This window comes from Yoonia sp. I 8.24 (assembly GCF_022096995.1).
Classification (GTDB): domain Bacteria; phylum Pseudomonadota; class Alphaproteobacteria; order Rhodobacterales; family Rhodobacteraceae; genus Yoonia.
The window spans coordinates 466,880-490,163 of sequence record NZ_JACXGQ010000003.1 but is presented as its reverse complement, the minus strand read 5'-3'; the positions used below and the strand labels follow the sequence as shown (position 1 = coordinate 490,163).

The following is a 23,284-nucleotide window of genomic DNA, read 5'->3' as shown; positions in this document are numbered from 1 at the left end:
CATCACAACTCTCAATCGCGCCATTGGTTCATTGGCCGCCGCTACCGACAGGTTTTAGCTGATGTCTAGATACTGCGGGCTGCCCTTCGGTGCCGACCCGCGTTCAGGCCCCAGTAAACCGACCCCAAAGGGTACAAATCTTTTGCTTCACATCGCTTCTCGTATCACGCAATCCTTTGGTTACGCGCGAAATAAACCAAACGAGGAACGATTAGATGAAAATGGGATTTGTGGGACTAGGCAATGTTGGCGGAAAGCTTGCCGGAAGCCTGTTACGTAATGGGTTTGATCTTACGGTTCTTGACCTGAATCCTGATCTCGTTGCTGATTTTGTCGAAAAAGGCGCAAAAGCCGCGCAAAGCCCTGCGGAACTCATGCGCGAATGCGATGCTGTGATCACCTGTTTGCCGTCACCTGCGGCCTGCGCCACGGTTGTCGAAGCAATGTTGCCCGAAGTAAATGACACGAAAATCTGGATGGAAATGTCCACGACCGAAGTGTCAGAGGTCAAACGTCTGGCGGAATTGGTTGCACAAAAAGGCGGATCAGCCATTGAGTGCCCGGTATCTGGCGGATGCCACCGCGCCGACACAGGCAATATTTCGATCTTTGCAGGTTGCGATCGGCCGACATTTGAACGGATGTTGCCGATTCTAACGACGCTGGGACGCCGGGTTTTGCACACGGGCGAAATCGGGTCTGCATCGACCCTCAAAGTCATGACCAATTACCTTGCCACAGCAAATTTGCTAACCTGCTGCGAGGCGCTGATCACGATGAAAGCCGCAGGCATCGACCTTAATACGACCTATGAGGCGATGAAGATCAGCTCTGGCACGTCCTTTGTGCATGAAACCGAAAGCCAGGTTATTTTGAACGGATCACGCGATATTTCGTTCACGATGGACTTGGTGAAAAAGGACATCGGCCTGTTTCAAAAACTGGCCGAAGACGCTGATATTCCGTTAGAAATCAGCCCTTTGATGGTGCAAATTTTCGACGATGGAATCGCGAAATACGGCGACCGCGAACTGTCCCCAAACATTATTCGCCGCCTCGAAGACGCGACGGGTTTAGATGTGACTGCGCCGGGTTTCCCTTTGGAACTGACGGATGATGAACCAGAAGAGCAAGGCTACGAAGTCATCCCAACAGGCCTGAGCAAACCAGTTTTGGCGGAGTAATCAGATGACACAGCAAAACATGGATCACTGGAATGAACGCGCGGACCTTGCCGCGACATTCCGCTGGGCCGCCCGGCTAAATATGCACGAAGGCGTTGCCAATCACTTTAGCCTCGCGGTGAATGATGATGGCACGCAGTTCTTGATTAACCCAAACCAAGCACATTTTGCGCGTATCAAAGCATCTGACCTACTTTTGCTAGACGCCAATGACCCCAATGTGCTGGACCAGCCCAATGCGCCCGACCCAACTGCTTGGGGCCTGCACGGATCTTTGCACCGCTTATGCCCCCATGCGCGCTGCGTCATGCACACCCATTCAATCTGGTCGACAGTCTTGGCCTGTTTGGCAGACAGCACCCTGCCCCCAATCGATCAAAACACAGCGACGTTCTATAACCGCTACGTGATAGATCAGGAATTTGGTGGTTTGGCTTTCGAATCCGAAGGCATCCGCTGCGCTGGAATGCTGTCTGATCCCGCGAAAAAGGTCATGATTATGGGCAACCATGGTGTCTTGATCGTTGGCAGCGATGTCGCAGATACATTCAACCGGCTTTATTACTTTGAACGTGCCGCAGAAACCTATGTGCGTGCGCTACAGACCGGGCAAAAACTGCGCGTCCTTTCCGATGAGATTGCCGAAAAAACCGCAAAAGAATTGGATGCCTACCCCGGTCAAGCAGAGGCCCATTTGGCCGAAATTCGCGCCATCCTTGATGACGAAAAAAACACCTACACCAACTAACCCCACCCCTATATCACGAGATCAAGACTATGATGAACACGCAGTTTGAATTGCAGGACAACGGGGTCATCGTACCGCTGTCTAACGGACCGAAATACTTCAATTATTACTGGCTACGTGATGCAAGTAATACCAGTATTGATCCCCAAACCCGTGAACGTATTTTTGACGTATCGCAGCTGCCAACGGCCCCTAAGGCGACCGATCTGTCGATCAAAGACGACGTGCTCACGATCAATTGGGATGCCGAAGACACCCCGAGCGAAGTGCCTATATCATTGCTCGAAAGTGTTGCGACAACTGGCCGGGCCGAAGATGTCGCAGCCATCCCACGCAAAGTTTGGTACAATGGCCATCTGCCCAACATCCCCCGCATCCCTCAGGCAGAGGTCATCAACACGGCGGCAGGTCGCGCCAAATTGACCCGCGCGCTGATCGAGGACGGTATCGCCATCGTTTCCGACATGGAGCCAACCGAAGAATCCCTACCCAATTTGGTCAAGGCAATCGGCCCGGTTACCCCCTCTGGCGAAGGGTTGTTCTTTAACGTGCGCGTTGAAATTGAGCCAACAAACCTTGCCTTTACGGCGGGTCCGCTTGAAATGCACACCGACCTGCCCGGCGAAGAAGCGGCCCCTGGCGTGCAGTTCTTGCATTGCCTTGAGAATACGGTCGACGGCGGCCTTTCACTGTTCTTAGACGGTGTTGCCGTGGCAATGGCGCTGAAAGAAGAAGACCCAGACGCCTTTGAAATGCTTGCCGCGCATAAGATCCCGTTCTTTTATCGGCACGATAAGATTGATTACCGGTCGCACCAGCGCGTGATCGAAACTGATCAGGACGGCAATGTGACCGGGGTGACTATTTCCCAGCATCTTCAGGACAATATGGACCTGCCCCAAGACCTGCTTGATCGCTATTACCCAGCCTTCATCAAGTTCATCCGCATGATGCAAGAAGACCGGTTTTTGCTGAAATTCAAATCCGAGGCCGGAAATTGCGTGGTGTTTGATAACCACCGGATCGTCCACGGGCGCGAAGGCTATGTCGCCGATAGCGGTAGCCGTCACCTACGCGGGTGCTACACCGACCGCGCCGCGATGCGCAGCACCTACCGGATTGCATCAAAATCTGCATAAAAAACGGCGCGGGGATCAAACCCCGCGCCGTATCTTTTTGAACCGATTGAGCGATTTACGCCACGAACGGCGGGCGCACCTTTACCTCAAGATAATCTTCTAGACCAAGCATCCCACCTTCGCGGCCATTGCCAGACTGTTTATAGCCACCAAAAGGTGATCCATAGTCAGGTCCGCGCCCGTTGATCTGGATCGTTCCCGCACGCAGTTGACGCACGACACGCGCAGCGCGCTCTGGGTCACTTGTCTGCACATATGCGGCCAATCCATATTCCGTGTCATTGGCCATGCGGATGGCGTCCTGTTCTGTATCGAACGCCGTGATCACCAAAACCGGACCAAAGATTTCTTCGCGTGAAATCCGCATATCGTGATCTACATCACAGAAAATCGTAGGCTTCACGAACCAACCTTTTTCGATCCCGTCAGGACGCCCAAGACCACCGACCAAAACCCGTGCGCCTTCGTCAATCCCCATTTGGATCATGGCCTGCACCCGGTCATATTGGATTTTGTCGAACAAAGGCCCGATGTGATCGCCCTCTTGCGTTGGATCGCCAACTTCTTGTGCCAAGGCGACAGATTTCGCAATCTCGAGCACCTCATCATAGCAGCTGCGTTCCACCAAAAGGCGGGTGGGCGCGTTGCATGATTGGCCCGTGTTATAAAAACATCCTGCGACACTTTCTTTGATCCGCTTGTCCAAATCAGCGTCGGCGAAGACAAGGTTAGGTGACTTGCCACCCAATTCGAGCGTCACGCGTTTGACGGTGTCAGCCGCATCCTTTGATACAGCCGTGCCCGCGCGGGTCGACCCGGTAAAGGACATCATGTCAATATCAGGGTGGCGCGACATTGCAGACCCAACTGACATCCCATCACCCTGCACGAGGTTGAAAACACCGGCAGGATAACCCGCCGCATCCACGATTTCAGCATAGATTTGCGCTGACATCGGCGTGTGCTCTGACGGTTTTAACACGCACGTCGCACCAGTCGCCAAAGCGGGCACCACCTTAAGCGCAATTTGGTTAATCGGCCAGTTCCACGGCGTGATCAGACCGCAAACACCAATCGGTTCATGGCTGATGATATCACTATTGTACAAGATTTCTTCTTCGTTCAAAGTTTCAAGCGCCGTAATAAAATGATCCAAGTGACCCAAGCCAGCGTCGGCCTGCACCCCCAAAGACATCGTCGCAGGCGCACCCATTTCTGCGGTCATCGCCTTTGCCAGATCGCCCAACCGCGCTTCTGTTGCGACACGCAGCTTTTTCAGCAGCGCGAGGCGTTCGTCCTTGGTGGTCATTGAAAACGTTTCAAACGCACGTTTGGCTGCTGCCACCGCGCGATCGACATCTTCGCTACTGCCCATTGATACCGTCCCGATTTGGGCTTCGGTCGCGGGGTTCATGATGGGCATTGTTGCGTCAGACGCCGGGTCCACCCATGCGCCATCAATATAGAATTTATTCAGTGTCAGCATGTTGCGTCTCCTAGTGAGTAATCGGTCGTTGTGCCATTTCGAGGTGAAGCGCGTCGCCCGTATAGGGCATATCGGCGATTGCCTCATCGTTGAGTTCCAACCCTAAACCTGGGGTCGTTGGGGGAATAATGTAACCATTGTCCCACGTAATTTCGCCTTTTACGGCCGACATGTAGGGACCATCAAATGTGCCAATGCTTTCCAAAATCAAAAAGTTCGGACTGCATATCGCAATTTGGATATTCGCTGCGGCGACGATGGGGCCACAGTAGAGATGCGGCGCAATTTGCACCGACCGCGTTTCAGCCATCGATGCGATTTTCTTGGCTTCCAGAAGCCCCCCAACCCGGCCCAAATTGATTTGCAGGATCGAGGCCGCACTTGTTTCGATCATGCGCGCGAATTCGTGCTTGGTGCAAAGCCGTTCGCCAGCGGCGACGGGAATAGATGTGAATGCCGCGACCTGCGCCATATCTGCGGGGTTTTCCGGCGGTAGCGGTTCTTCGAACCACAGCGGATCAAACGGTTCAATCGCACGCGCCATACGTTTGGCACCAGACACCGTAAACTGCCCATGCGTACCAAACAGCAGGTCCGCGCGGTCACCAACCGCCGCGCGGATCGCACGACAAAAGCCAACGCTCAGTGTGATATCTTCCAGCCGAGGCTGCCGCCCATCAAAGATCGAAAATGGACCCGCTGGGTCAAATTTCAGCGCGGTAAACCCCTGCTCGACCATATCAGCCGCGATCTGCGCCGCGATGTCTGGGTCATTGTAGGCATTCGGCGTTGATGGATCGGGATAGACATCACCGGACGGAGGATAAATATAGGAATAGCTGCGCAAGCGATCATTCACGCGTCCGCCAAGTAGCTCGTAAACAGGTTTATCTGCAGCCTTGCCGACGATGTCCCAACACGCCATTTCCAGACCGCTAAAGACACCCATTACAGTTACATCGGGGCGCTGCGTAAAACCGGCCCCGTAAGATTTGCGAAACAGTTTCTCAATATGATGGGGGTCGGCCCCGTCAAAATGGCGCCCAAACATATCGCGGGCCATCGCACAGCATAGATCCGGCCCGAATGTCGCGTTATAAATCTCTCCGACGCCCGTGATCCCGCAGGCGGTGGTCAGGCGGACAAAGATAAAGTAGCGCCCACCATGGCGCGGCGGTGGGTTCCCCACGACAAAGGTTTCCAGTTTTTCGAGCTTCATCATGCGTCCTCTAGGATCAGTGCGGCGGCGCGCAGCGCCAGCATCATTGTCGGGGCATTTGTATTCCCTGAGGTGATATTAGGAAAGGCCGAAGCATCTGCGACACGTAAACCAGACACGCCGTGGACACGCAATTTTTCATCCAAAACAGAATCTTGCGCGGTGCGGCCCATCCGGCAGGTACAAGTTGGATGATATACTGTGGACGCGCGATTCTGAAAGTCTTGCAACAAAGCCGCATCATCCAGTTGCATCAAATCTGGGGCCTTGGCCTGCGTCGTCACCGCGCGCAGGCTTGCGGTGCGCGCAAACCCCTGAAGCACTTTGCCCGCCGCAATTGCAGCCGCCTTGTCGTCGTCAGTTTCAAGCGAATTTGGTTGAATGATCGGCGCGTCTTGCGCATGTGGCGATGCGATCTCAACGGTTCCCGAGCTTGTCGGGCGGCACGGTTGCGCGGAAATTTGGTAACCTGGCGTCGCATCCACGGTCACATCGCCCGATGAGGATAGGCCATAGGACACGGGATTAAAGTAAAGCTGCACATCCGGCACAGCACTATCCGGGTGAGTGCGGACGAAACCACCCACTTGGTTCACTGGCACCGCAAGCGGCCCCTTGCGTGTCAGTAAATATTGCAGCCCAGCACGTAATCGCCCGATCCTGCGCCCAAGTACGTTGTTGAGCGTCGGGGTATTCGCCTGAAACTGATATGAAACGGCCAGATGGTCCTGCAAACCACGCCCAACCCAAGGCAAATCACGTACAACATCTATCCCATGCGTGCGCAGTACCTCAGCCGGACCGAGCCCAGACCGTTGCATCAATTTCGGCGAATTGATCGCACCCGCGCATAAGATCACCTCTTTGCGGGCTTTCGCAATTTGCGCCACGCCACGCCGTTTCAACGATACCCCCGTCACGGCGCGCCCATCTAAGATCAAGCGATCAACTTCGGCATGGCGCTTGATATGCAAATTCCGACGCTGCCGCGCAGGTCGCAAAAACGCATCAGCAGAGGACCAACGAAACCCATCGCGCACGGTGCTCCGGTAATAGCTTATCCCGTCTGCGTCAGGTGCATTCAAATCGGCAATGACTGGATAGCCAGCATCACCCGCGGCATCTAAAAATACCTTCGAAAACGGCGACATCTGATCGGACAGGTCCGTTACATGAATTGGGCCATTTCCCCGGGTCTGACGCCCGACAGCCAGCGTGTCCGTGTTGGTTTCAGCGGCATCATATACCGCACGCACTGCATCCCACCCCCAACCACGCGCCCCTGCCGCCTCCCAATCGTCGAAATCTGTCGGCAACCCACGCATATAGGTCATCGCGTTGATGGAGCTAGAGCCGCCAATAACCTTGCCGCGCGGCCAAGATATCGCGCGCCCATTCAGCCCCGGATCGGCGGCCGTCTGGTACCCCCAATTCACCGCTGGGTTGGCCACATTGATCGCATAGCCCAATGGAACTTTGACCCAAAACCGGGCGTCGCTGCCACCACTTTCTAAAAGTAAGACAGTATGCTTGCCGCAAGCGCTTAGCCGATTGGCCAAAACGCAACCCGCAGATCCCGCACCAACGATAACGTAGTCAAATTCCAAGTGTTTCATGGGGTCAGCCCGTGTTTCTAGGGGGCTAATTTGCAGTTATTTTACCGATGACTTCAAACAAGCACTTTTGCGCCTAAGGGGTGGTTTTCGTTAACCACAAAGGCTTGAAGGGTAAGCCAGATTCGTGCAACGTCCCATACGGATCGACAGGAATCATCGCCATGAGAAGACTTCCGCATGTGACTTGGTTGCGCACATTTGAGGCAGCCGCACGGCATAGTTCATTCGCAGCCGCCGCAGACGAACTACACCTCACCCCAGCAGCGGTAAGCCAGCAGATCAAACTGCTGGAAGAAACATTGGAAATGAAGCTATTCAAAAGGCTTCCGAAGGGCGTCGAGCTGACTGATATCGGGCAGGCTTACGCGCAGCCGGTCCGCGCATCATTTGTAGAACTGCAAACCGCGACAGAAGGGCTTTTTCAACCTAAACGCAAAACGACACTACGGGTGCGTGCATCGATTTCCTTTGGGGTGCTGGTTTTGGCACCGCGTCTTGCAGAGTTCCGGGCGCTCCACCCAGAAATCGATATCATCTTATCGACGACCGTTTGGTCGGACCGAATGAATGATGCAACAATTGACGTTGATATCCGCTACGGCGGTGGCAATTGGCCCGAACCAAATATTTGGTCGCTGGGCGATGGCCAGGCCTCTCTCGTGTGTAATCCAACAGAGGCCGCGCGCCTACAACGTGATCCGACACTGATGAAAGACGCGGATATCGTCCCGATTATTGGGTCGGAAAATGACTGGACGCTCATGTTTGAAGAATTAGGCGTTGAATGCCCGCCGCCGCCTGCTTGGATGCCGGTCGATTCATCGGTTGTGGCACTGGAATTGATCGCCAGCGGACGCGGCGCCGCGATCGTCAACACGATGTTTTCGCGCCGCTATATCAAACGCGGCCTCTTAGCCGAGCCATTCAGGCAAACGTTAGAAACGCGCAATAATTTCTACATCGTCGCGCAGCCTGACCCAAAGAAACAACCGCATATCGCGAAATTCCATGAATGGCTCGCGACAATAATTGCCTAGACAAACCCGATCGACCCATCGTTGATTTGCTCTCTAGCTGCGCAAACGACGCTCAAACTTTAGTGTTTTACGAACGAATCTGCCCCCCCGCCCCTGCATATCGGCAAAAAACAAATCTGGGTTGTTATTGAGCTTGGCATGTTTTCGCGCGCCCATGCGGCGGCCCGCCAACCCAAATGCCTTCGCGACCAAGGTCCTATTCGTTGGGAACAAATCCGAGCGGTTTTGCGCCCGGACAAATTTTGGCGGGACAGATTTCCCCTTTGCTTTCTGGGCAGGTGCGCCACCCGGCTTTGGCGTTTTGGGTGCCCACGCGTCATAGGCCTGCATGATTGCATCAAATTCCTCATTGGAGATGACATCTACAATTTCGTTCTTGCAGGGAACAAAACAGTCAAAAAGAATTCCGTCCTCTTGCCCTAAGAATTCTTTGGCAAGATCAGCATTTGTTTGCGCCACATCGTCAAGGATCGCGGCACGCATCGTGTCGGTTAATAGATCCAAACGGGGCGGTGGTAGGCTCTTCTTTTGGCGCAACTGCGTCACATTTTGACCCGCTGCTTCAATGAAGCTAAAGTAAGCATTCCGGTCGGACCAATTATGGCTATTGAGCCTACGGATGAAATTCACATGCGCCGTACCAAATGGGAATCTATTTTCTTGCCCTGTTTCGGGGCGCGGCAAATCGGCATGTGAATCTAGCTGCGTCAATGCCAGAAAATCACTGACAATATCGCCATCCTTCAACCGTTTTCTGTCATAAATACCGATGTGTATTTTTGATTTATCAACGACAGTTTCCCACAGTTTCATGCGCCCATAGTAGTTGAGCCGGTTGCGGGTTTGATCCGTTTTGAGCCAGTCTTCAATCGGCTGTGCGACCCGCCCCACCGCACCACCAGCCACAAATTCTGCGTATTGCGAATTCGCCCAATCATCCTGACGGCGCAGATAAGTCACCATCTCAACATCGTAGTCCGAAAAATGGCGCGCGAGCTCTATCGCATTTGGGTTTAAGAAATACGCCTCAGATGACAGAATAACCGTGTGTATTTTGCCGCCGGCAAGTGCAAGCGTCGCGTCGATATGGTCTTTTAGTTGCGATTTTTGCTGCACCGCCTCGGGAACAAACTGCGCATGCCCCGCTTGTTTATGGGGACGTGATTTCTGCCAGAATAGCCCTACTTCGGGCACGTAGACGCCAGCGCGCAACAGCGCTGCCCGGTTCTGTTCTAAGAAATGTTGGATAAATGTCGATCCGGTCTTCGTCGATCCAATATGGATGATGAGCCGCGGTTTTTGTGCGATATCTTGGCTGAGGACAACGGCATCTTTGTCGGTCGTGACAAGATCATTGCGCGCGTAAAGCGATAGAGCCTCTTGGAACTGGCGTTCGGCGGCATCCTGCGGAACGCGAAGCATTTCAGCGATGTAGTCGGACTGGGGGATTTTTGACATATCTAACGTAGGTTGCACAAACTCAAACCGTCCGCTCAGGATCGCCGCAAAGACAAGCGGATAAGCATTATTTGCCTTTAAGAAATCTTTGAGTTGCTTGGGCTCGGGCGACACATCCGTTGCCTTCATCGCAGTCCGCACCAGTAGCCGTTGCAATCGCTCAAACAACTCTTTCTCACCAACTGCACCCGTTTCACGTCGGACGGTACTTATGGCAAAGCCAGTCACAATTAGGTTCAAAAACTGCGTAACTAGGTACCGCGAAACACCGAATAATTTCGATTTTCGGTCCAAAGCGCCACCATCATGAAGCAAATCGACAAGAGATTCAAAGTTCGCCACCTGATATTCAACGTCCTTCAACGTCTTTTTCCGTCTGGCGGTCGAATCCTCTCGTACCCGATACACAAACCCCTCGCTGTCAATGCTCGACAGAGACTTTGCGCGCAAAAGAGCCTTCAATAGGAAGGGTTTTTCTTCCCATTGCGGCGTTAAGAACCGTATGTCTTGTTCGAGTAGGAACTGTCTGCGATACAGCCAATTCCAAAAATGGCGGCCTTGAATAACTTCAGTTTGTTCCGCAAACGTTTTTCCATGAAACGGCACATTAAAGGCTTCTTCGCACCAGTCGCGACGCATCCCGACCTTTTCTCCCTGCGCATTTTCAAGCCGTTCAAAGAGTTTGCGCCCGCGCACCATATCGGCACCATCGTCACAGGCCGCGTTGTACACATCCTCTAAATGCGATTTCGAAGCCAAGATATCATCAGAATCGAGAAACTGAATGAATTCCCCTCGCGCGACATCAATACCCTCGTTGCGGGCAAATCCTTGGCCGACATTTTTTTCCAGAACAATTGACCTAATCCGCGGATCATCTGCCGCATGGCGGTCGATGATGGCTTGGCTCCCATCAGGGCTACAATCGTTTACGGTGATAATCTCGATGTCTTCAAGCGTTTGCCCGCGGATAGAATAGAGACATTGGTTGATGTACTTCTCAACGCCATAAACGGGTAAAACGACGGAAACCTTTGGATTTTCTGGGGTGTCGGTATGCACGCAAGGCATCTTTACCGGCCGATTTTTATCGATGAAATCAATTGCGTCTTCGACGCTACTTGGCGTTGCACAGCCGGGAACATTGTAGAGCGTGTACCAGATGTAGAAGAAGTAAAAGACTTCCTCGAGCCTACGCTTGCGGTGCCGGTGCGGGATGGTTTGGCGGTCATCCGTCAGCCCCCATCCGGCATAGAACGGCGCACCAAAGCAGATGACTTCTTTTCCTGCAAAAAGCGCCTCTAGCCCCATTTGGGACGTTCCAACATAGACTTTGTCAACGCATTCGAACAGGCTAAAGGGGTTCACTGGATCGCGCAGAATACGAATGCGGCCGACATCCTGGAGATGATTAAAATAGCCAACGCGTTTACCCTTTTCCCAATGCGTATCTGGGTGGGTTTTGATCAGAATTTGGGATGTCGGGTTTTCGTGAATGGCCGCCAAAAGCATCTTTTCAAAATCACGTTCAGTCACTTTCCCATAGATTGTAGACGCATCTGCAAAGGCCTGGTCACAAACCAATACGCGGCTCTTATACCCATCCGACATTGTGGGCTTAACAATAGGCTGGGAATTATATTTCGATATTTTTCGTTCTACGATACGCGTCATTGCCGCACCCGCACGGCTGAATTCCTCTGCCGATAGCTCGATTTCGCTATTCATGCGGTGAATCAGTCGATTAGGATAATCGGCCATAAAATAATGGGCGATGTCATCATAAACATATCCCAGGCATGCCATATTCGGTTTGCCGCTTTTGAAGGATTCAGACCAGCTATGTGAACTAGCCAAAAACCCCTGTTCATAAAGAATTAATTTATTGCCTGCCTGAAACGACTGAAGCGCGCGCACCCCCCCCTTATGGCTGCGTTGGGGGTCTTGATAGACAGTGCCCAGAAACATGTAGTTTGATCCACTCCCAAAGGTCGCATCGTCAAGACAGTTTGCATTTGGGAATAGCGTACGCAGGTTCGCACCGTATTTTTTTGTCAGCGTGTCGCGTGTCTGACCGATGTTCCACTGCATATATCTGTTTTCGATCATCCAGGCACGAAAATCGGCGTCTGCATTATCATGCCCTTCCTTTTGCGCAAGGCGCAGATAGTCATCAAATTTTTCAAATGCAATTTGGTTTTCTTTGGACATCATGATCTCAATTTGTTCGTGCGGGGTTAGCCGTTCATCAACGCGGAAAGCGCGTGTTGTGCGTTGGCTTTCGCGTGGGTTTCGATGGTGATTGGTCCGTTTTCGACAGCGGCTCTAAACATGTTTTCCCACGCATCAAACACGACCGTATTTGAATAAAGCGTATCAAACCGTTGCTTTGAGGCAGCTCCCATTTTGAGCCTGAGCGAGTCATCAGACATGAGTTCATCAAGGCATTTTGCAAGGCAACCCGTTTCAAGGCTGCGTGCGGCAAGGCGGCCATTCAGCCCATCGACAATTTGTTCGTTAATTCCGTTACATGCAGCATAGCCAACAAGCGGTAAGCCATGCGCCATAGCCTCAAGCGACGACATCGGGAAACCTTCAAACAGGGAGGGGAGAACAAAAGCTTGAGCCTGTTCGAGATACGCATAAGGCGCATCAGAATGCCCCAGAAACCTCACCTGGCTTGCTACCCCTTTGTTTTTGGCCCGCGACTGAAGGTTTTTAAGCTCGGGTCCATCACCGAGGATATCCAAGGTCCACGCCTTGTGATGCCCCGCGATGAGAGCGAATTCGTCAATTAGGTGTGCAAGATTTTTGCGCGGCACCAGACGCGCGACGGTCAAAACTGTCTTTGCATCGCCGCCCTTTGGGTCGCACGCAGTGCCCGCATGTGCCACCGTGTTAGGGATGACATCAACTTTCGATTGAAAATAGTCAGGCAACCCGTCTTTGAACGCGCCAGTCAGCAGATGTAACCGCGTGGCACCCACAAACGCGGCCTGCCTTTGTTCATCGCTAAAGACACCCAATCGGTTCGGAAAATGCGGGTCGATATGTTCCGAAAGAACGAGCGGAACACCGATCTTTTGCGCCGCAACTGTGTAGCGCAAGAGTGTCCGGTTCATATGCAGCCCGACGATCAGATCGGGGCAAGTTTCCGCCAGTGCGATCGTCATCTGGTTGTTAGATTTCGCGTCTTCACGTTCAGCGAGGTGATGCAGCCAGATACGGCTGTTGAGCGGCCATTTAGATGGACTTTTTTGATCATCAAACGTATAAATATGAACGTCGTGACCGCGATCAGCCATCGCGTTCGCCATGAGTTGACCGACATTTTCTGTACCGCCACGGCCTTTTGTAATCCACGGGACAATAAAGGAAATTTTCAAATGCTCATCTTTCAAAGAAGTGCTTCATAAGAGTTCAGGGAAACAGTTACGCGGGCATTCACAGCGCATACACAGTTTGCCCAATTTATACACAACCTATATGACATTAAATTGGTTAACACACAACTTACGCAACACATCTTTTACCAATTAATCCCCCACGATACGCGGGATTTCACCGACTGCTTCACTGGCATGCTGCAGCTACTAACCATTGGCACACGAACTTTAGAGGGATTTGTAAGCTGTTATGAGTTCTGTCACTTCGTCATAAAACGTGACCCCGCCCGCGTTGAGTAGCAGGCCACAGTCGCAATATTCTTGGATCGTAGCTGCCGAATGCGAGACCATGATGATTTGGCTGCTCTTCAGCTTTTCTTGAAACACAGCACGGCTTTTTTTGCGAAATGTTTCATCGCCAACGGCCGTAATCTCATCAATCAGATAGACCTGAAAATTGATGGCCATACTAAGACCAAACGCAAGCCGCGCCTTCATCCCGCTAGAATAGGTCTTGATTGGCAGCCGCAGTGACGGGCCAAGCTCCGCAAATTCCTTAACATAGGTGACCACGCGCTCCGTATCTTGCCCATAGATACGCGAAACAAAGCGAATATTTTCGAGACCTGTCATGCTCCCATTGAAGCCGCCAGCGAAACCCAATGGCCATGAGACGCGCAAGCTGCGGTAAACATGGCCAGACGTCGGCGGCTCAGAACCTGCAAGTAGCCGCATCATTGTCGATTTCCCTGCTCCGTTCTTGCCCATAATTGCGACGTTGCGGTTTTCTGGAAACACGAAGGACAGATCGTCCAAGATTACTTTCCGGACACCTTTGAGGTTGTAGATTTTTGAAACACGATCAAATGCAAGCATCGCTAAAACCTCGTGCGCCGAAACAGACGTTCGCCAGCAAGCCCAATCAGTAACAACACGGTCCCAACTAGAACCGGATAGGTTTTATCTAAGACGCTTGAACTGTAGTTGGGATAAAATCCGATCCGAAACCACTCCACCAGATGCAGAATGGGGTTCCATTGCAAATAGTCTTGCGCGCGCGTGGGCAGCTGGCTTGGTACATAAAAAATGCCAGATATGAAAAACAGCGGGCGTGTGAGCACCTTTTCAATCTGCATCCATGTGTCCCACAAAGACACGATCACCGCGTTCACGGTCCCATAGCCGAGCCCCAATAATGCTGTGCTCAAGAACACCAAGACAAGCTGCCCCGGACGGGCCGGGAGCTGCGCCATCCCCGCCGCAATCAGCCCGGCATAGAAAATGACCATGATCACAAGGTATGTCGCGGAAATCAAAATTGTCCGTGCGAGGATCGTGTCGACATCTTTGATGATTGGATAGGTGAGCAATGCCTTATTTGCGTCAAACACAGTCATCAACTTGCCGGAGGTTTCGGTAAAGAACTGCAACGTCAAAATCCCTGTCGCAAAAAACAAGGCAAGGCTGGCGCCAAAGGGCGCGTGGCGACCGACCATAGAAAACAAAATGACCAAGACGGCGACACTCGCGGTTGGTGTGATCACGGCCCATAAATAGCCGAATGATGACGTTCCAAATGTGGCACGGGTTTCCCTTAGAACGAGGCTCAAAATCACCCTGATCTGGAGCGTCAGCAGCTCAGCTGTTGTCATCTGTCTCACGTGAGGTGGTCCCGCACCGAGTAGGTCAACAATGTGCCGATGCCCCATATCGCAAAGAACATAAAGCTTGCGAGCAGCGTGTTATGTCCACGTCTTGGGTATTCCGATTTTTCAGGGGTTTGCGGACGGATATGCACAGCAAGGTAACGCTGTTGGCGGTCAGCATCACGGCGCGCTTGTTCAAGTGAACTGAGCGCCGAGGCGTAGGACTGTTCTGCCAGCCGGCGTTCGACATCCAATGTCTCAAACGCGGCGAGTTGTTGTGTCACCGCCGATGTCCCTGTCCCATCCAATAAAACGCCACTAATTTCGTGACGCCGCCTTTCGATCTGCTCTGATAGGGCTTCGGCTTGCCTGCGCAGCGCGACCAAACTGGGGGCCGTTTCATCTAGCGACTCGCGCTGGGCGGCAATGCGCGCATTTATGTCGATCAGCCGGGCCTCAAGTTCGGACAAAAGCTGAATTTCGAGCGCGGCGCTGGCCGTCGGATCAACCAATTGTTCGAAATTCCGAAAATCGCGAATTCGGTTGAGCGTTTCACGCAAACGCGCCTCTTGCAGGGCGACTTCTTCGCGCGCGAAACTCAGCGCATCTTGCCGCGCATTCGCCGAAAGCTCGTTCACCAAGTCTTGCGTTAACTCCAGCACAACCTGCCCGATCTGTTGCGCGTGTTCAGGCGACATTGATTGGACTTCGAATTCGATAATCCCAGAGGTTGGATCAGATTGGGTGTGGATAAACCGGTTCCAATATTTCACGAAATCCTCAATCGGGGCGTCGGGATCTAGCCGGGTGAGAAAGTCGATATCTGGGCTGGAAAACGCCTCTCTGAGTGAAAGTTGCGCATCAACATCTTCGAGCAAGCGGCGGCTTTCCAAATATTCCAAGACGACATAGGTATCAGCCGTCGTCGATCCCGCACTTGCAAGCCCGGTCAGCGCACCCAAACCGTCAAGCCCCGCGCTCGTCTCAATCCCACGAATGGAAAACCCCGCGCGGGCGGCATAGCGGTCGGTTGCGACGGATGTATAATAGCTAGCCACCGCCCCAATAGGGATCAAAACGAGTACAACAAAAGATATCCATAGCTTGTTGCGACGCTTGCGCTGTAAACTGGCAGTTTGAGATTTCTGCGCGTCTGTTTTGCTTAAGGAAACCACCTTCTGCGCTGTTTGGGTGGGTTTTGCCTCTGTCATTTTTTAGTCCGCCGAAGCTGCATTGAAGATATCATTAGCAATCTCAGACACTTGCGAGACCAGTTCCCATGCGCGCCGGAGTTGCGTTTAGCCTTCAGCATATCAAGCGTTTGCTCAGGCCCAACAAAACACCCTGCATCGGCGTCATAGTAGCGCGGATAGGTAAACAATGTGCCAAAGACCAAACCGTCTAACGACAGGTGTTTCACCCGTCGCGGTGCCGGCAGGGTATCCGTCGTCACTCCCCAGCCCGCATAGAATGGCATCCCATGACAAGTGACGGGGATTTCACGCACCAGCGCCTCAAACCCCATCAAAGATGTCATCGTATGTACCGCATCAATCTGGGACAGTAAGTGATCTGGTGCGATGTCGCGCGTAAGCAATTCATCGCAAAATGCAGCAAAAGGTTCTGCGTCACGTATCCGGTCCCGCAGCCCGGCCAAAACGTCCGGGTGCGGCTTATACACAATATAATCATCCGGGCATCGCGCGCGGACGCGTTGCAATAACGCAAGGTTCGTTTTGATCTCAGGGGAGCCATATTTCAGCGACGCGTCCGTTTCGACCTGGCCGACGACCAGCACGACGGATTTATTGGTATCCGGGCGGGTCCACCCACGGCCCCCAGAATTATACTTGCTAATCCCATCCGCGATCAGGTTCTGGCGAAGCCGCCGCGCGCGCGCTATCTGCCTTTGCGTCAGCTCTTGTGTATTGAGGATATTTTCAAGATCCGAAGGTCGCGTCGCGTCAAAATAGATCCCCGTCTTGTCAATCACTAATGACAAGGGACGGATCAGGTCGGCCCCCAACCCGGCGGACCGCAAAAAACCATCTTCAATCCGCAACGCACCAGCGGGCGCTTCGGCACGTCCCCAAACGGCAACTGTTTCAGAGCGTTTGGGTTTTCGCGCAAATCGCACCGCTGTGTCAGCGAAGAACTGAGGCAAAAATTGACGCTTCCAGGCCGAAAACCCAATCGCTGTGATCTGTTCGGGGAGTTTATGGCGCATCTGTCTTTGGCGCGCGATATGGGTAATGGCGTCTTCGGCCTCGGACATCTGGCCCGTGACAGGGTCCACATAGCGCACATAACGGATTAAGGCGGCATAGACGAGCTGGGCCAAACTCGCCGCTACACGCCGCTCCGGCGCAGCAAGCGCATCGCGCGTCAGCCCCCAACCGGCATAAAACGGCATCCCGAACGTGTGCACGGGTTTCCCCCAAATCAACGCCTCAAACCCGACCTGCGAGGTGACCGTATAGACGGCATTGGCCTGCGATATCAGCGAAACGGGGTGACAGTTTTCGGCAATCACGTGCACACGGTCAATCTGCGCGAGGCGATCGGGATCAAAATGGCTTTTGGCAGCGTTGGTAAACACATCGGGATGAAGTTTCACGACAACGTCAACATCGGGGTTATCGGCAAGCGCGCGTTGCAGCATCGTGTCAAAACTATCCGCCTTTGCCCAGCCATATCGGATCGACAGATCGCCCCGAACTTGATCAACAACCAATACATATTGCGCTGGCAATGGGCGCTGCAGCTCTGGTGCTGCGTTATATTTAGATACGCGGCCGTCGCGCCATAGCTGCGACAGGGCTTGCGCGCGGGCCTGTTCATCGCGCGATAAGGGGGCCGCAATCAACCCTTCCAGCTGCGATGGGGTTGAGGCATCGTAATGAACACCGAGGTCATCGATGGCGATTGAAATTGCCGGATCACGGCGGCCTACCGATCGCAAAAACCCATCTTCCAATAAGAGCGCGGTGGCGTTTTTTTGCTTTGCGATGTCGACCGCGCGGCGACCTGACCATTTGCGACCCCAGCCAATGTAGCGTTCAGCGCGCGTTGGGATCAGACGGCTATGAAATGCAGGCGCGCGACCAAGCGCACGCGCGACCAACGGATCGTCGCAGAGGTCCATAGAGGTAGCCAAGTCGCCATGGGCACCGGGCAACAGGCGTTTTACCATCATACGCAGCCATTGCCCCGCCTTTGCCAAGCGCCTGAACGTCAAAGCAATCGGGTGACCGCGATTCATGCGCTGATGATCCGCCGGACAAGCGGCTTTATGAATATCTGTTGGCATATATCATAGGCCTCTTTCAGACCTCCTGCGTATATTTGCGAAAGGTGTATCGCGTTGATAGATCGCTTTTAGCTGTCGCGGGGTAAGCAATGGTAAACACGCTGAAGGCCACCCTTCTCTCTTTTTCGACACGGTATTCCAGCTAGGTGATCGGCCATCTAATTTCCCAGGTTGTTGACGCTATTGGCGCTGCTCACGACCGGCGACATCAAGGTGGTCACAAATTTGCGGAATTCACTGGCGTCAGCCGTGGCGACATAAACGATATCGGTCTCGTTAAGCAAAAACTGATCCGCAAGGATAAACGCATCGGCGCGCGCGAAATCGACGCGGTAGACCTGCGGATTTTCGTTCAGATTACGGGCCCGCCGAAATACAAAAACGGCGTTTGGGGCTGCCTGCATATCATTCAGCCCGCCGACCTCGGCCAAAAGGTCAGACAGTGTCGGGCGCGCGATATTTAAAACGATATTACCACTGTTTGACACAGCGCCATAAACGGCATAGCGCCGTGGGATATGACGTATCTGTACGGTATCCCCGGGCAAGATAACGATATTGTTTGAAGAATGGCCTGTCACCTGATCCATTCGAACGCTTCCGGAATGCGACCCGCGCGAGACCGAAATTTCGGTCTCCCACAACGGGTTTGGACTGCCGCCCATTTGCGCCAAGAGAGCCATGAGGCGTATCCCCTGTGCTGGAATATCCGCCCTGCCCGAGGTCACAACATCCCCTAACACGGTCACCGTCCGCGTTGCCGCGTCAATGATGCGGACACTGATCTCAGGGTCGATTGCTTGCCCTTGGTATTTTTCAAGCAGTACTTGGCGTACCCGAGAAGTCGTGAGCCCCGCGACATTGATACGCCCCGCATAGGGGACCTCTACCGTGCCCGCATTCGAAACCTCGAACGACAAAACCGTTTCCCGATTTCCGGAAGAGGCAAAAAGACCGTCATTCGCAGTCTCCCAAATCCGTAATTCAATAACATCTGCGACGGAAATACGTTCGTGATCAACTAAAAAGCTTTGATTCAGAAACCCGTGCGGAAACCGCCCACCAGAATAGGTCGGGGGCACCGTCGTAGCGCTCACATTGATCAGATCAAATGCGACCAGTGCTGGATCGGGATCACTTTCGGAAACGGCACCTGCGACAATTGCATCTGCAGAAGGACCAAATGCTGGCAAACTTGCGCAGCCGGAAAGCGCGAGAAGCAAGGCACCATGGCCGAGATAAGCCACGCCGTGTTTCCTAAATTGCGCAAGACCCATCAGTTTGGTCCAACTGGCAAGCTTATTTGGGATAACTCTTGCTCAAGCTTTTGCGCAATTGCGTCAACAGCGACTTTGCGGCCGGCTTCACGGTAAAAATCGCCGGGAAGCAACGCGCGCGCGCGCACGGACCGTCTAAACGCATCAAAATTTGCCTTGGGTTTCGCGGCCCGTGATTGCATGAAATTTGCGATTGCCGACGGCTTTGTCCCGGTGGTGACCAGAGCGTCGTGTCGGTAAATCGCGTCCCCCAACACCAAAATAGGAACACCATGGTGCAGCGCCGAAAACGCGGAGGTGGAATTGATCACGATCATACCAGAGGCGTGTCGCGTCACCTCTCCGATCGCCCCTGTTCCCAAAGTCATCACGCGCCGCGACAATCCAAGCGCACGCGCATATTTCGCAATGAGGCGCCGCGTTTGGCCCGCATTCCGGTCCAAAGGATGAAGCTTGAAAACAACGGTTTGCTCGGTTGTGCTTTCGCGCAAAGCCAAAAGCGTTTGTTTCACCAGTTTTTGGTTCGTCCAGCCTCGGGAAGAATACCTTATCTGACTGTCTTCGGGCACTTGCAGCGTGACAAGAATGTATTTTCCCTTTAGCCGCGTCTGCAGTTTTTTCAGCTTTGTCAGAATCTCATGTTTCACGCATGCCCGTGAGGTCAAGTGTTTTCCCCACGACGTAGCCAATCGCCCGATCCCTTCACGTTTTCGATGAAACAGGGCACTTTCGGCTGGGGCCGCCTTTAGATCACGCATAAGGTAATAGATCGCAGCCCAAATTCGTAGCGCAGATTGGGGTGACGGCATATCCAATGGCTCTGGCAGCGTCGCGGGATCGATTTGGTCGGGCGTCCAGCGACAAAGCGGTGAGCTATCGTTATTGCCGCCAAGCTCGCAAGTGATGTAGCCAGAACGTAGATACCCTTCCTCCAGACAAATCACAGGCACGCCATAAAGCGAAGCAACCTGTCGGGCCGTAAAGTGCATTGGCCGCATCGCGCCAAATACGACAATAAAGCTGGGCCTGTTTTGAACCATCTCAGCACGCAGCCAATTCGCCCATTCTTTCTTGGCGCCGCGAAAATACGTGTAATCACCGCGTGTAAAGATTTTGTCGCCTGCATTAAAAACGACGCGCTTTACTGCGAACCCACGCGACACAAGACCGCTGTGCAGCTCTTGAAAAAATGGACCGACAGGCCCCTGCAGCAAAAGAACCTGCGGTGCACGGGTATCTAAAGGATGAAACATAAAGACTTCATCCGTGTGTCATAGCGTTTCAAAGAAGAACAAAGTTGCGTCGTCAATTTTCCAGACCATAGTTAGTATTGATATTCAAAACGCTGGCACACTTACCTAGAGCACCACCGAACATCACAACCAGCAACTACCCAATGGGTCCATTATTCCCCCTATGATTGCAACCCTATAGTTGCAACCATAGGTATAACCGACGTGCCGGGGCGATGGACAGAAAGGATAGATAATTGCGACAAACCATTTTTTACCGATTTTGCTTAACAAATTGATAAAAAAACCCCCAATCGCAACGCGACGGTTATGGGCACCTGCTTAGTGTCGACGCGAATTGGTCGGCAACATGTCGCCCATCGGGAGAATGCCCGTCTAAACATTAGATGATTGGGTCTGCGGCAAAACGTCCGCATGATCATGCGAGGAGTGCAAAGACCTACCATCAACCGACGGGCAAATACAGCTCCGGACAATCGTGTATCTCAGGCAACTGCGTAAACTTCAGCGGAGCGTTGGGAAGAATGAGAGGGATGGCGGACAGACAGGGATTCGAACCCTGGAGACGGTCTCCCGCCTACACACTTTCCAGGCGTGCGCCTTCGACCACTCGGCCACCTGTCCGTGGTGCGCGGTTTAGCCCCATCCGCCCTCCCTTTGCAAGGGCCAATAGATATGTTTTTGCGGGTGTTTACGGCGTGGACCTCATCGCCCTATGATACCTAAGACTAACCGGACCATAATCGCCCCATGCCCCACGAAAATCCGCCACAAAACGACAGCGTGAGACGCGATTCAAACCGTCTGCAAACTGGCGCATTGATCATCATTGCCTTTGCCGTGGTCTTGTTCTTGCTTGTCCAAGCCCGATTCATGCTGATCACGCTCGCGACCGCGATTATTCTGTTCAGTCTGACAAGCGACGTGATCAGCTTTATCGCGCGCCAAAGGATCGGGCCGTTTCGTATTCCCAACGCGTTGGCGAGCCTTGTTGCGATGATCTTGATTGCCGTGGCGCTCTTGATTTTGACCTCGATCCTCTTGGCCGAAATAAACACTGTCTTGGTCACCACCCTCTCCTATACTGAACGTGCGCCGTCGGCGATTGCCTCGCTGTTTGCATGGATGGGTGAAGACAGTGAAATGGCTGTTTTTAATGCGCTGCGTTCGGTCAATGTATCCAGTTATTTGCGGTCGGCCGCAGGCCAGGCCAGTGGCATCATGCAGGCCACGGTTTTGGTGATCCTTTTTGTTGGCTTTTTGTTTGCTGAACGGATTTGGTTTCATACCAAACTGGTCAATTTCGTCGGCAACGAGGCGCAAGCCGCCCGGATCGGCAAAATCATCGCGTCGATCATTCACCGGGTAAACTATTACCTGTTGGTAAAGACATTGATCAGCGCGATTACCGGGGCCTTGGTGTTTTTACTGGCCAAAGCCTTTGGGCTCGAACTTGCGACGTCCATTGGCATTTTGACGTTCGTGTTAAATTTTATCCCAAACATTGGCTCTATCGTGGCGACATTCCTGATCGCGCTTATCACACATGTGCAAATAGGCGAGGCCCCGATTACCTTGGCGATTTTTGTGATTTCGACAGTAATCCAATTTGTGAATGGCAGTATTATTGACCCGATGTTAATGGGGCGCGCGCTGCGGCTATCGTCTTTTGGGATCATCCTATCACTCGCCTTCTGGGGCGCTGTCTGGGGTGTGCCGGGCATGTTCCTATCAGTGCCGATAATGGTAATGATGCTGGTGGTGTGCAGCTACGTGCCGGGCCTGCGCCCGCTTGCGATTTTGCTATCACGTGAAGGGCTGCCAGAAACCGAGCAAATGCTTGACCAGCCGATTGAACGGGACCTGTTCGGCCAAGAGCGGCGTTAATTGTTACTACGCACCTCTGGTTTGCCGGGGACCAACTGACGTGCGTAATAGGTCACATCCTCAGTAAAATATTGATAGCTATCGGCATTATCGAGAGCCCGGCGCACGTCAGTGCGCGCCATGTCGGCGCAATCGCTGCGTGAATAACAGTGGTCATCAGTATCCGCGACCCTGATAAAGTGCGACAGCTCATGCACGATTGTACCTTCACGTGTGCCATTGTCACTGCGCCGCGCCCCCGGCTGTAGTGCAGTCAGCGGCGGCAAAGAGAAAAACGGCGGGCAGAGGTGCATCAAGAAATGCTCGTCAGGATAGACCCATGCATAGGTGCTCCCGCTACAGCCGTCGAAACCGTTGGGATCACAATGCGCAATGACATTGCCGCTTCGGATTGCACCGACAATTGATTTGAGATTGGCGCGGACGGTTTCTGCATTTTCAGCGCTGTATTCGCCGAACCAGTGTTCATATTCAGGCGTGTCGCCAACGGCTGTTGCCGCACGCAGGGTCAATTCCTTGGCGTTGCGAAACGCGCTATCAACGATGTGCAGTTGCTCTTTGTTGCAGCCATCGAAATTATCTGCCGCAGCCGAGTTCGCAAAAAGAGTGATAAAAATCAAAAGGCTAAAACGCAGCAT

At 53.0% G+C, this 23,284-nt stretch carries 17 protein-coding genes and 1 tRNA gene; 5 read left to right on the top strand and 13 right to left on the bottom strand.

The annotated features are described in order from the left end of the window. Positions 1-215 precede the first annotated feature (215 nt). The 3 genes from Yoon_RS08150 to Yoon_RS08140 are packed head-to-tail and all read left to right on the top strand — an operon-like array spanning position 216 to position 3,071. Positions 216-1,184 carry an NAD(P)-dependent oxidoreductase gene (locus Yoon_RS08150; RefSeq protein ID WP_238111642.1) on the top strand — a complete coding sequence of 323 codons (969 nt, stop codon included), beginning with the start codon at positions 216-218 and terminating at the stop codon, positions 1,182-1,184. Positions 1,185-1,188: 4 nt separating this feature from the next. Next, positions 1,189-1,932, top strand: a complete 744-nt coding sequence (locus Yoon_RS08145; protein ID WP_238111641.1) for a class II aldolase and adducin N-terminal domain-containing protein — start codon at positions 1,189-1,191, stop codon at positions 1,930-1,932. 29 nt (positions 1,933-1,961) lie between these two features. After that, positions 1,962-3,071 carry a TauD/TfdA family dioxygenase gene (locus tag Yoon_RS08140; protein ID WP_238111640.1) on the top strand — a complete coding sequence of 370 codons (1,110 nt, stop codon included), beginning with the start codon at positions 1,962-1,964 and terminating at the stop codon, positions 3,069-3,071. 55 nt (positions 3,072-3,126) lie between these two features. Here the strand turns inward: Yoon_RS08140 and Yoon_RS08135 are convergent, their stop codons facing one another. The 3 genes from Yoon_RS08135 to Yoon_RS08125 are packed head-to-tail and all read right to left on the bottom strand — an operon-like array spanning position 3,127 to position 7,392. Next, complete coding sequence (locus tag Yoon_RS08135; protein ID WP_238111639.1) at positions 3,127-4,557, bottom strand: aldehyde dehydrogenase family protein; 1,431 nt, start codon at positions 4,555-4,557, stop codon at positions 3,127-3,129. 10 nt (positions 4,558-4,567) lie between these two features. Next, entirely contained in the window at positions 4,568-5,776 is a 1,209-nt protein-coding gene (locus Yoon_RS08130; protein WP_238111730.1) for a mandelate racemase/muconate lactonizing enzyme family protein, read from the bottom strand. After that, complete coding sequence (locus Yoon_RS08125) at positions 5,776-7,392, bottom strand: GMC family oxidoreductase (protein WP_238111637.1); 1,617 nt, start codon at positions 7,390-7,392, stop codon at positions 5,776-5,778. The genes Yoon_RS08130 and Yoon_RS08125 overlap by 1 nt, the downstream gene beginning before the upstream one ends. 161 nt (positions 7,393-7,553) lie before the next feature. On the opposite strand from Yoon_RS08125, the gene Yoon_RS08120 reads away from it, so the two are divergent. Then, on the top strand, positions 7,554-8,429 hold the full coding sequence (locus tag Yoon_RS08120; RefSeq protein WP_238111636.1) for a LysR family transcriptional regulator: 876 nt from the start codon (positions 7,554-7,556) through the stop codon (positions 8,427-8,429). 33 nt (positions 8,430-8,462) lie between these two features. On the opposite strand, the gene Yoon_RS08115 is transcribed toward Yoon_RS08120, so the two are convergent. The 9 genes from Yoon_RS08115 to Yoon_RS08075 all read right to left on the bottom strand — a co-directional run bounded on the left by Yoon_RS08115 (position 8,463) and on the right by Yoon_RS08075 (position 21,383). Beyond that, positions 8,463-12,101 (bottom strand): glycosyltransferase, encoded by a 3,639-nt coding sequence (locus tag Yoon_RS08115; RefSeq protein ID WP_238111635.1) that lies wholly within the window; start codon positions 12,099-12,101, stop codon positions 8,463-8,465. Between the two features lie 23 nt (positions 12,102-12,124). Further along, the gene (locus tag Yoon_RS08110; RefSeq protein ID WP_238111634.1) at positions 12,125-13,273 is read right to left on the bottom strand and encodes a glycosyltransferase; all 1,149 of its coding nucleotides are present in this window, start codon (positions 13,271-13,273) and stop codon (positions 12,125-12,127) included. A 228-nt stretch (positions 13,274-13,501) separates the two neighbouring features. Continuing rightward, positions 13,502-14,149, bottom strand: a complete 648-nt coding sequence (locus tag Yoon_RS08105) for an ABC transporter ATP-binding protein (RefSeq protein ID WP_238111633.1) — start codon at positions 14,147-14,149, stop codon at positions 13,502-13,504. Positions 14,150-14,151: 2 nt separating this feature from the next. Continuing rightward, positions 14,152-14,925 (bottom strand): ABC transporter permease, encoded by a 774-nt coding sequence (locus Yoon_RS08100; protein ID WP_238111729.1) that lies wholly within the window; start codon positions 14,923-14,925, stop codon positions 14,152-14,154. Between the two features lie 5 nt (positions 14,926-14,930). After that, complete coding sequence (locus Yoon_RS08095) at positions 14,931-15,977, bottom strand: hypothetical protein (protein WP_238111632.1); 1,047 nt, start codon at positions 15,975-15,977, stop codon at positions 14,931-14,933. Positions 15,978-16,126: 149 nt separating this feature from the next. After that, entirely contained in the window at positions 16,127-18,229 is a 2,103-nt protein-coding gene (locus tag Yoon_RS08090; RefSeq protein WP_238111631.1) for a capsular polysaccharide biosynthesis protein, read from the bottom strand. 158 nt (positions 18,230-18,387) lie between these two features. Next, positions 18,388-19,476 carry a polysaccharide biosynthesis/export family protein gene (locus Yoon_RS08085; protein ID WP_238111630.1) on the bottom strand — a complete coding sequence of 363 codons (1,089 nt, stop codon included), beginning with the start codon at positions 19,474-19,476 and terminating at the stop codon, positions 18,388-18,390. A gap of 29 nt (positions 19,477-19,505) precedes the next feature. Continuing rightward, complete coding sequence (locus Yoon_RS08080; RefSeq protein ID WP_238111629.1) at positions 19,506-20,759, bottom strand: hypothetical protein; 1,254 nt, start codon at positions 20,757-20,759, stop codon at positions 19,506-19,508. A gap of 534 nt (positions 20,760-21,293) precedes the next feature. After that, positions 21,294-21,383: transfer RNA gene (locus Yoon_RS08075), tRNA-Ser, on the bottom strand. Between the two features lie 126 nt (positions 21,384-21,509). On the opposite strand from Yoon_RS08075, the gene Yoon_RS08070 reads away from it, so the two are divergent. Then, positions 21,510-22,646, top strand: coding sequence for an AI-2E family transporter (locus tag Yoon_RS08070; RefSeq protein WP_238111628.1), 1,137 nt, complete (start codon positions 21,510-21,512; stop codon positions 22,644-22,646). Here Yoon_RS08070 and Yoon_RS08065 read toward each other — a convergent pair. Beyond that, the gene (locus tag Yoon_RS08065; protein ID WP_238111627.1) at positions 22,643-23,284 is read right to left on the bottom strand and encodes a M35 family metallo-endopeptidase; all 642 of its coding nucleotides are present in this window, start codon (positions 23,282-23,284) and stop codon (positions 22,643-22,645) included. The genes Yoon_RS08070 and Yoon_RS08065 overlap by 4 nt on opposite strands.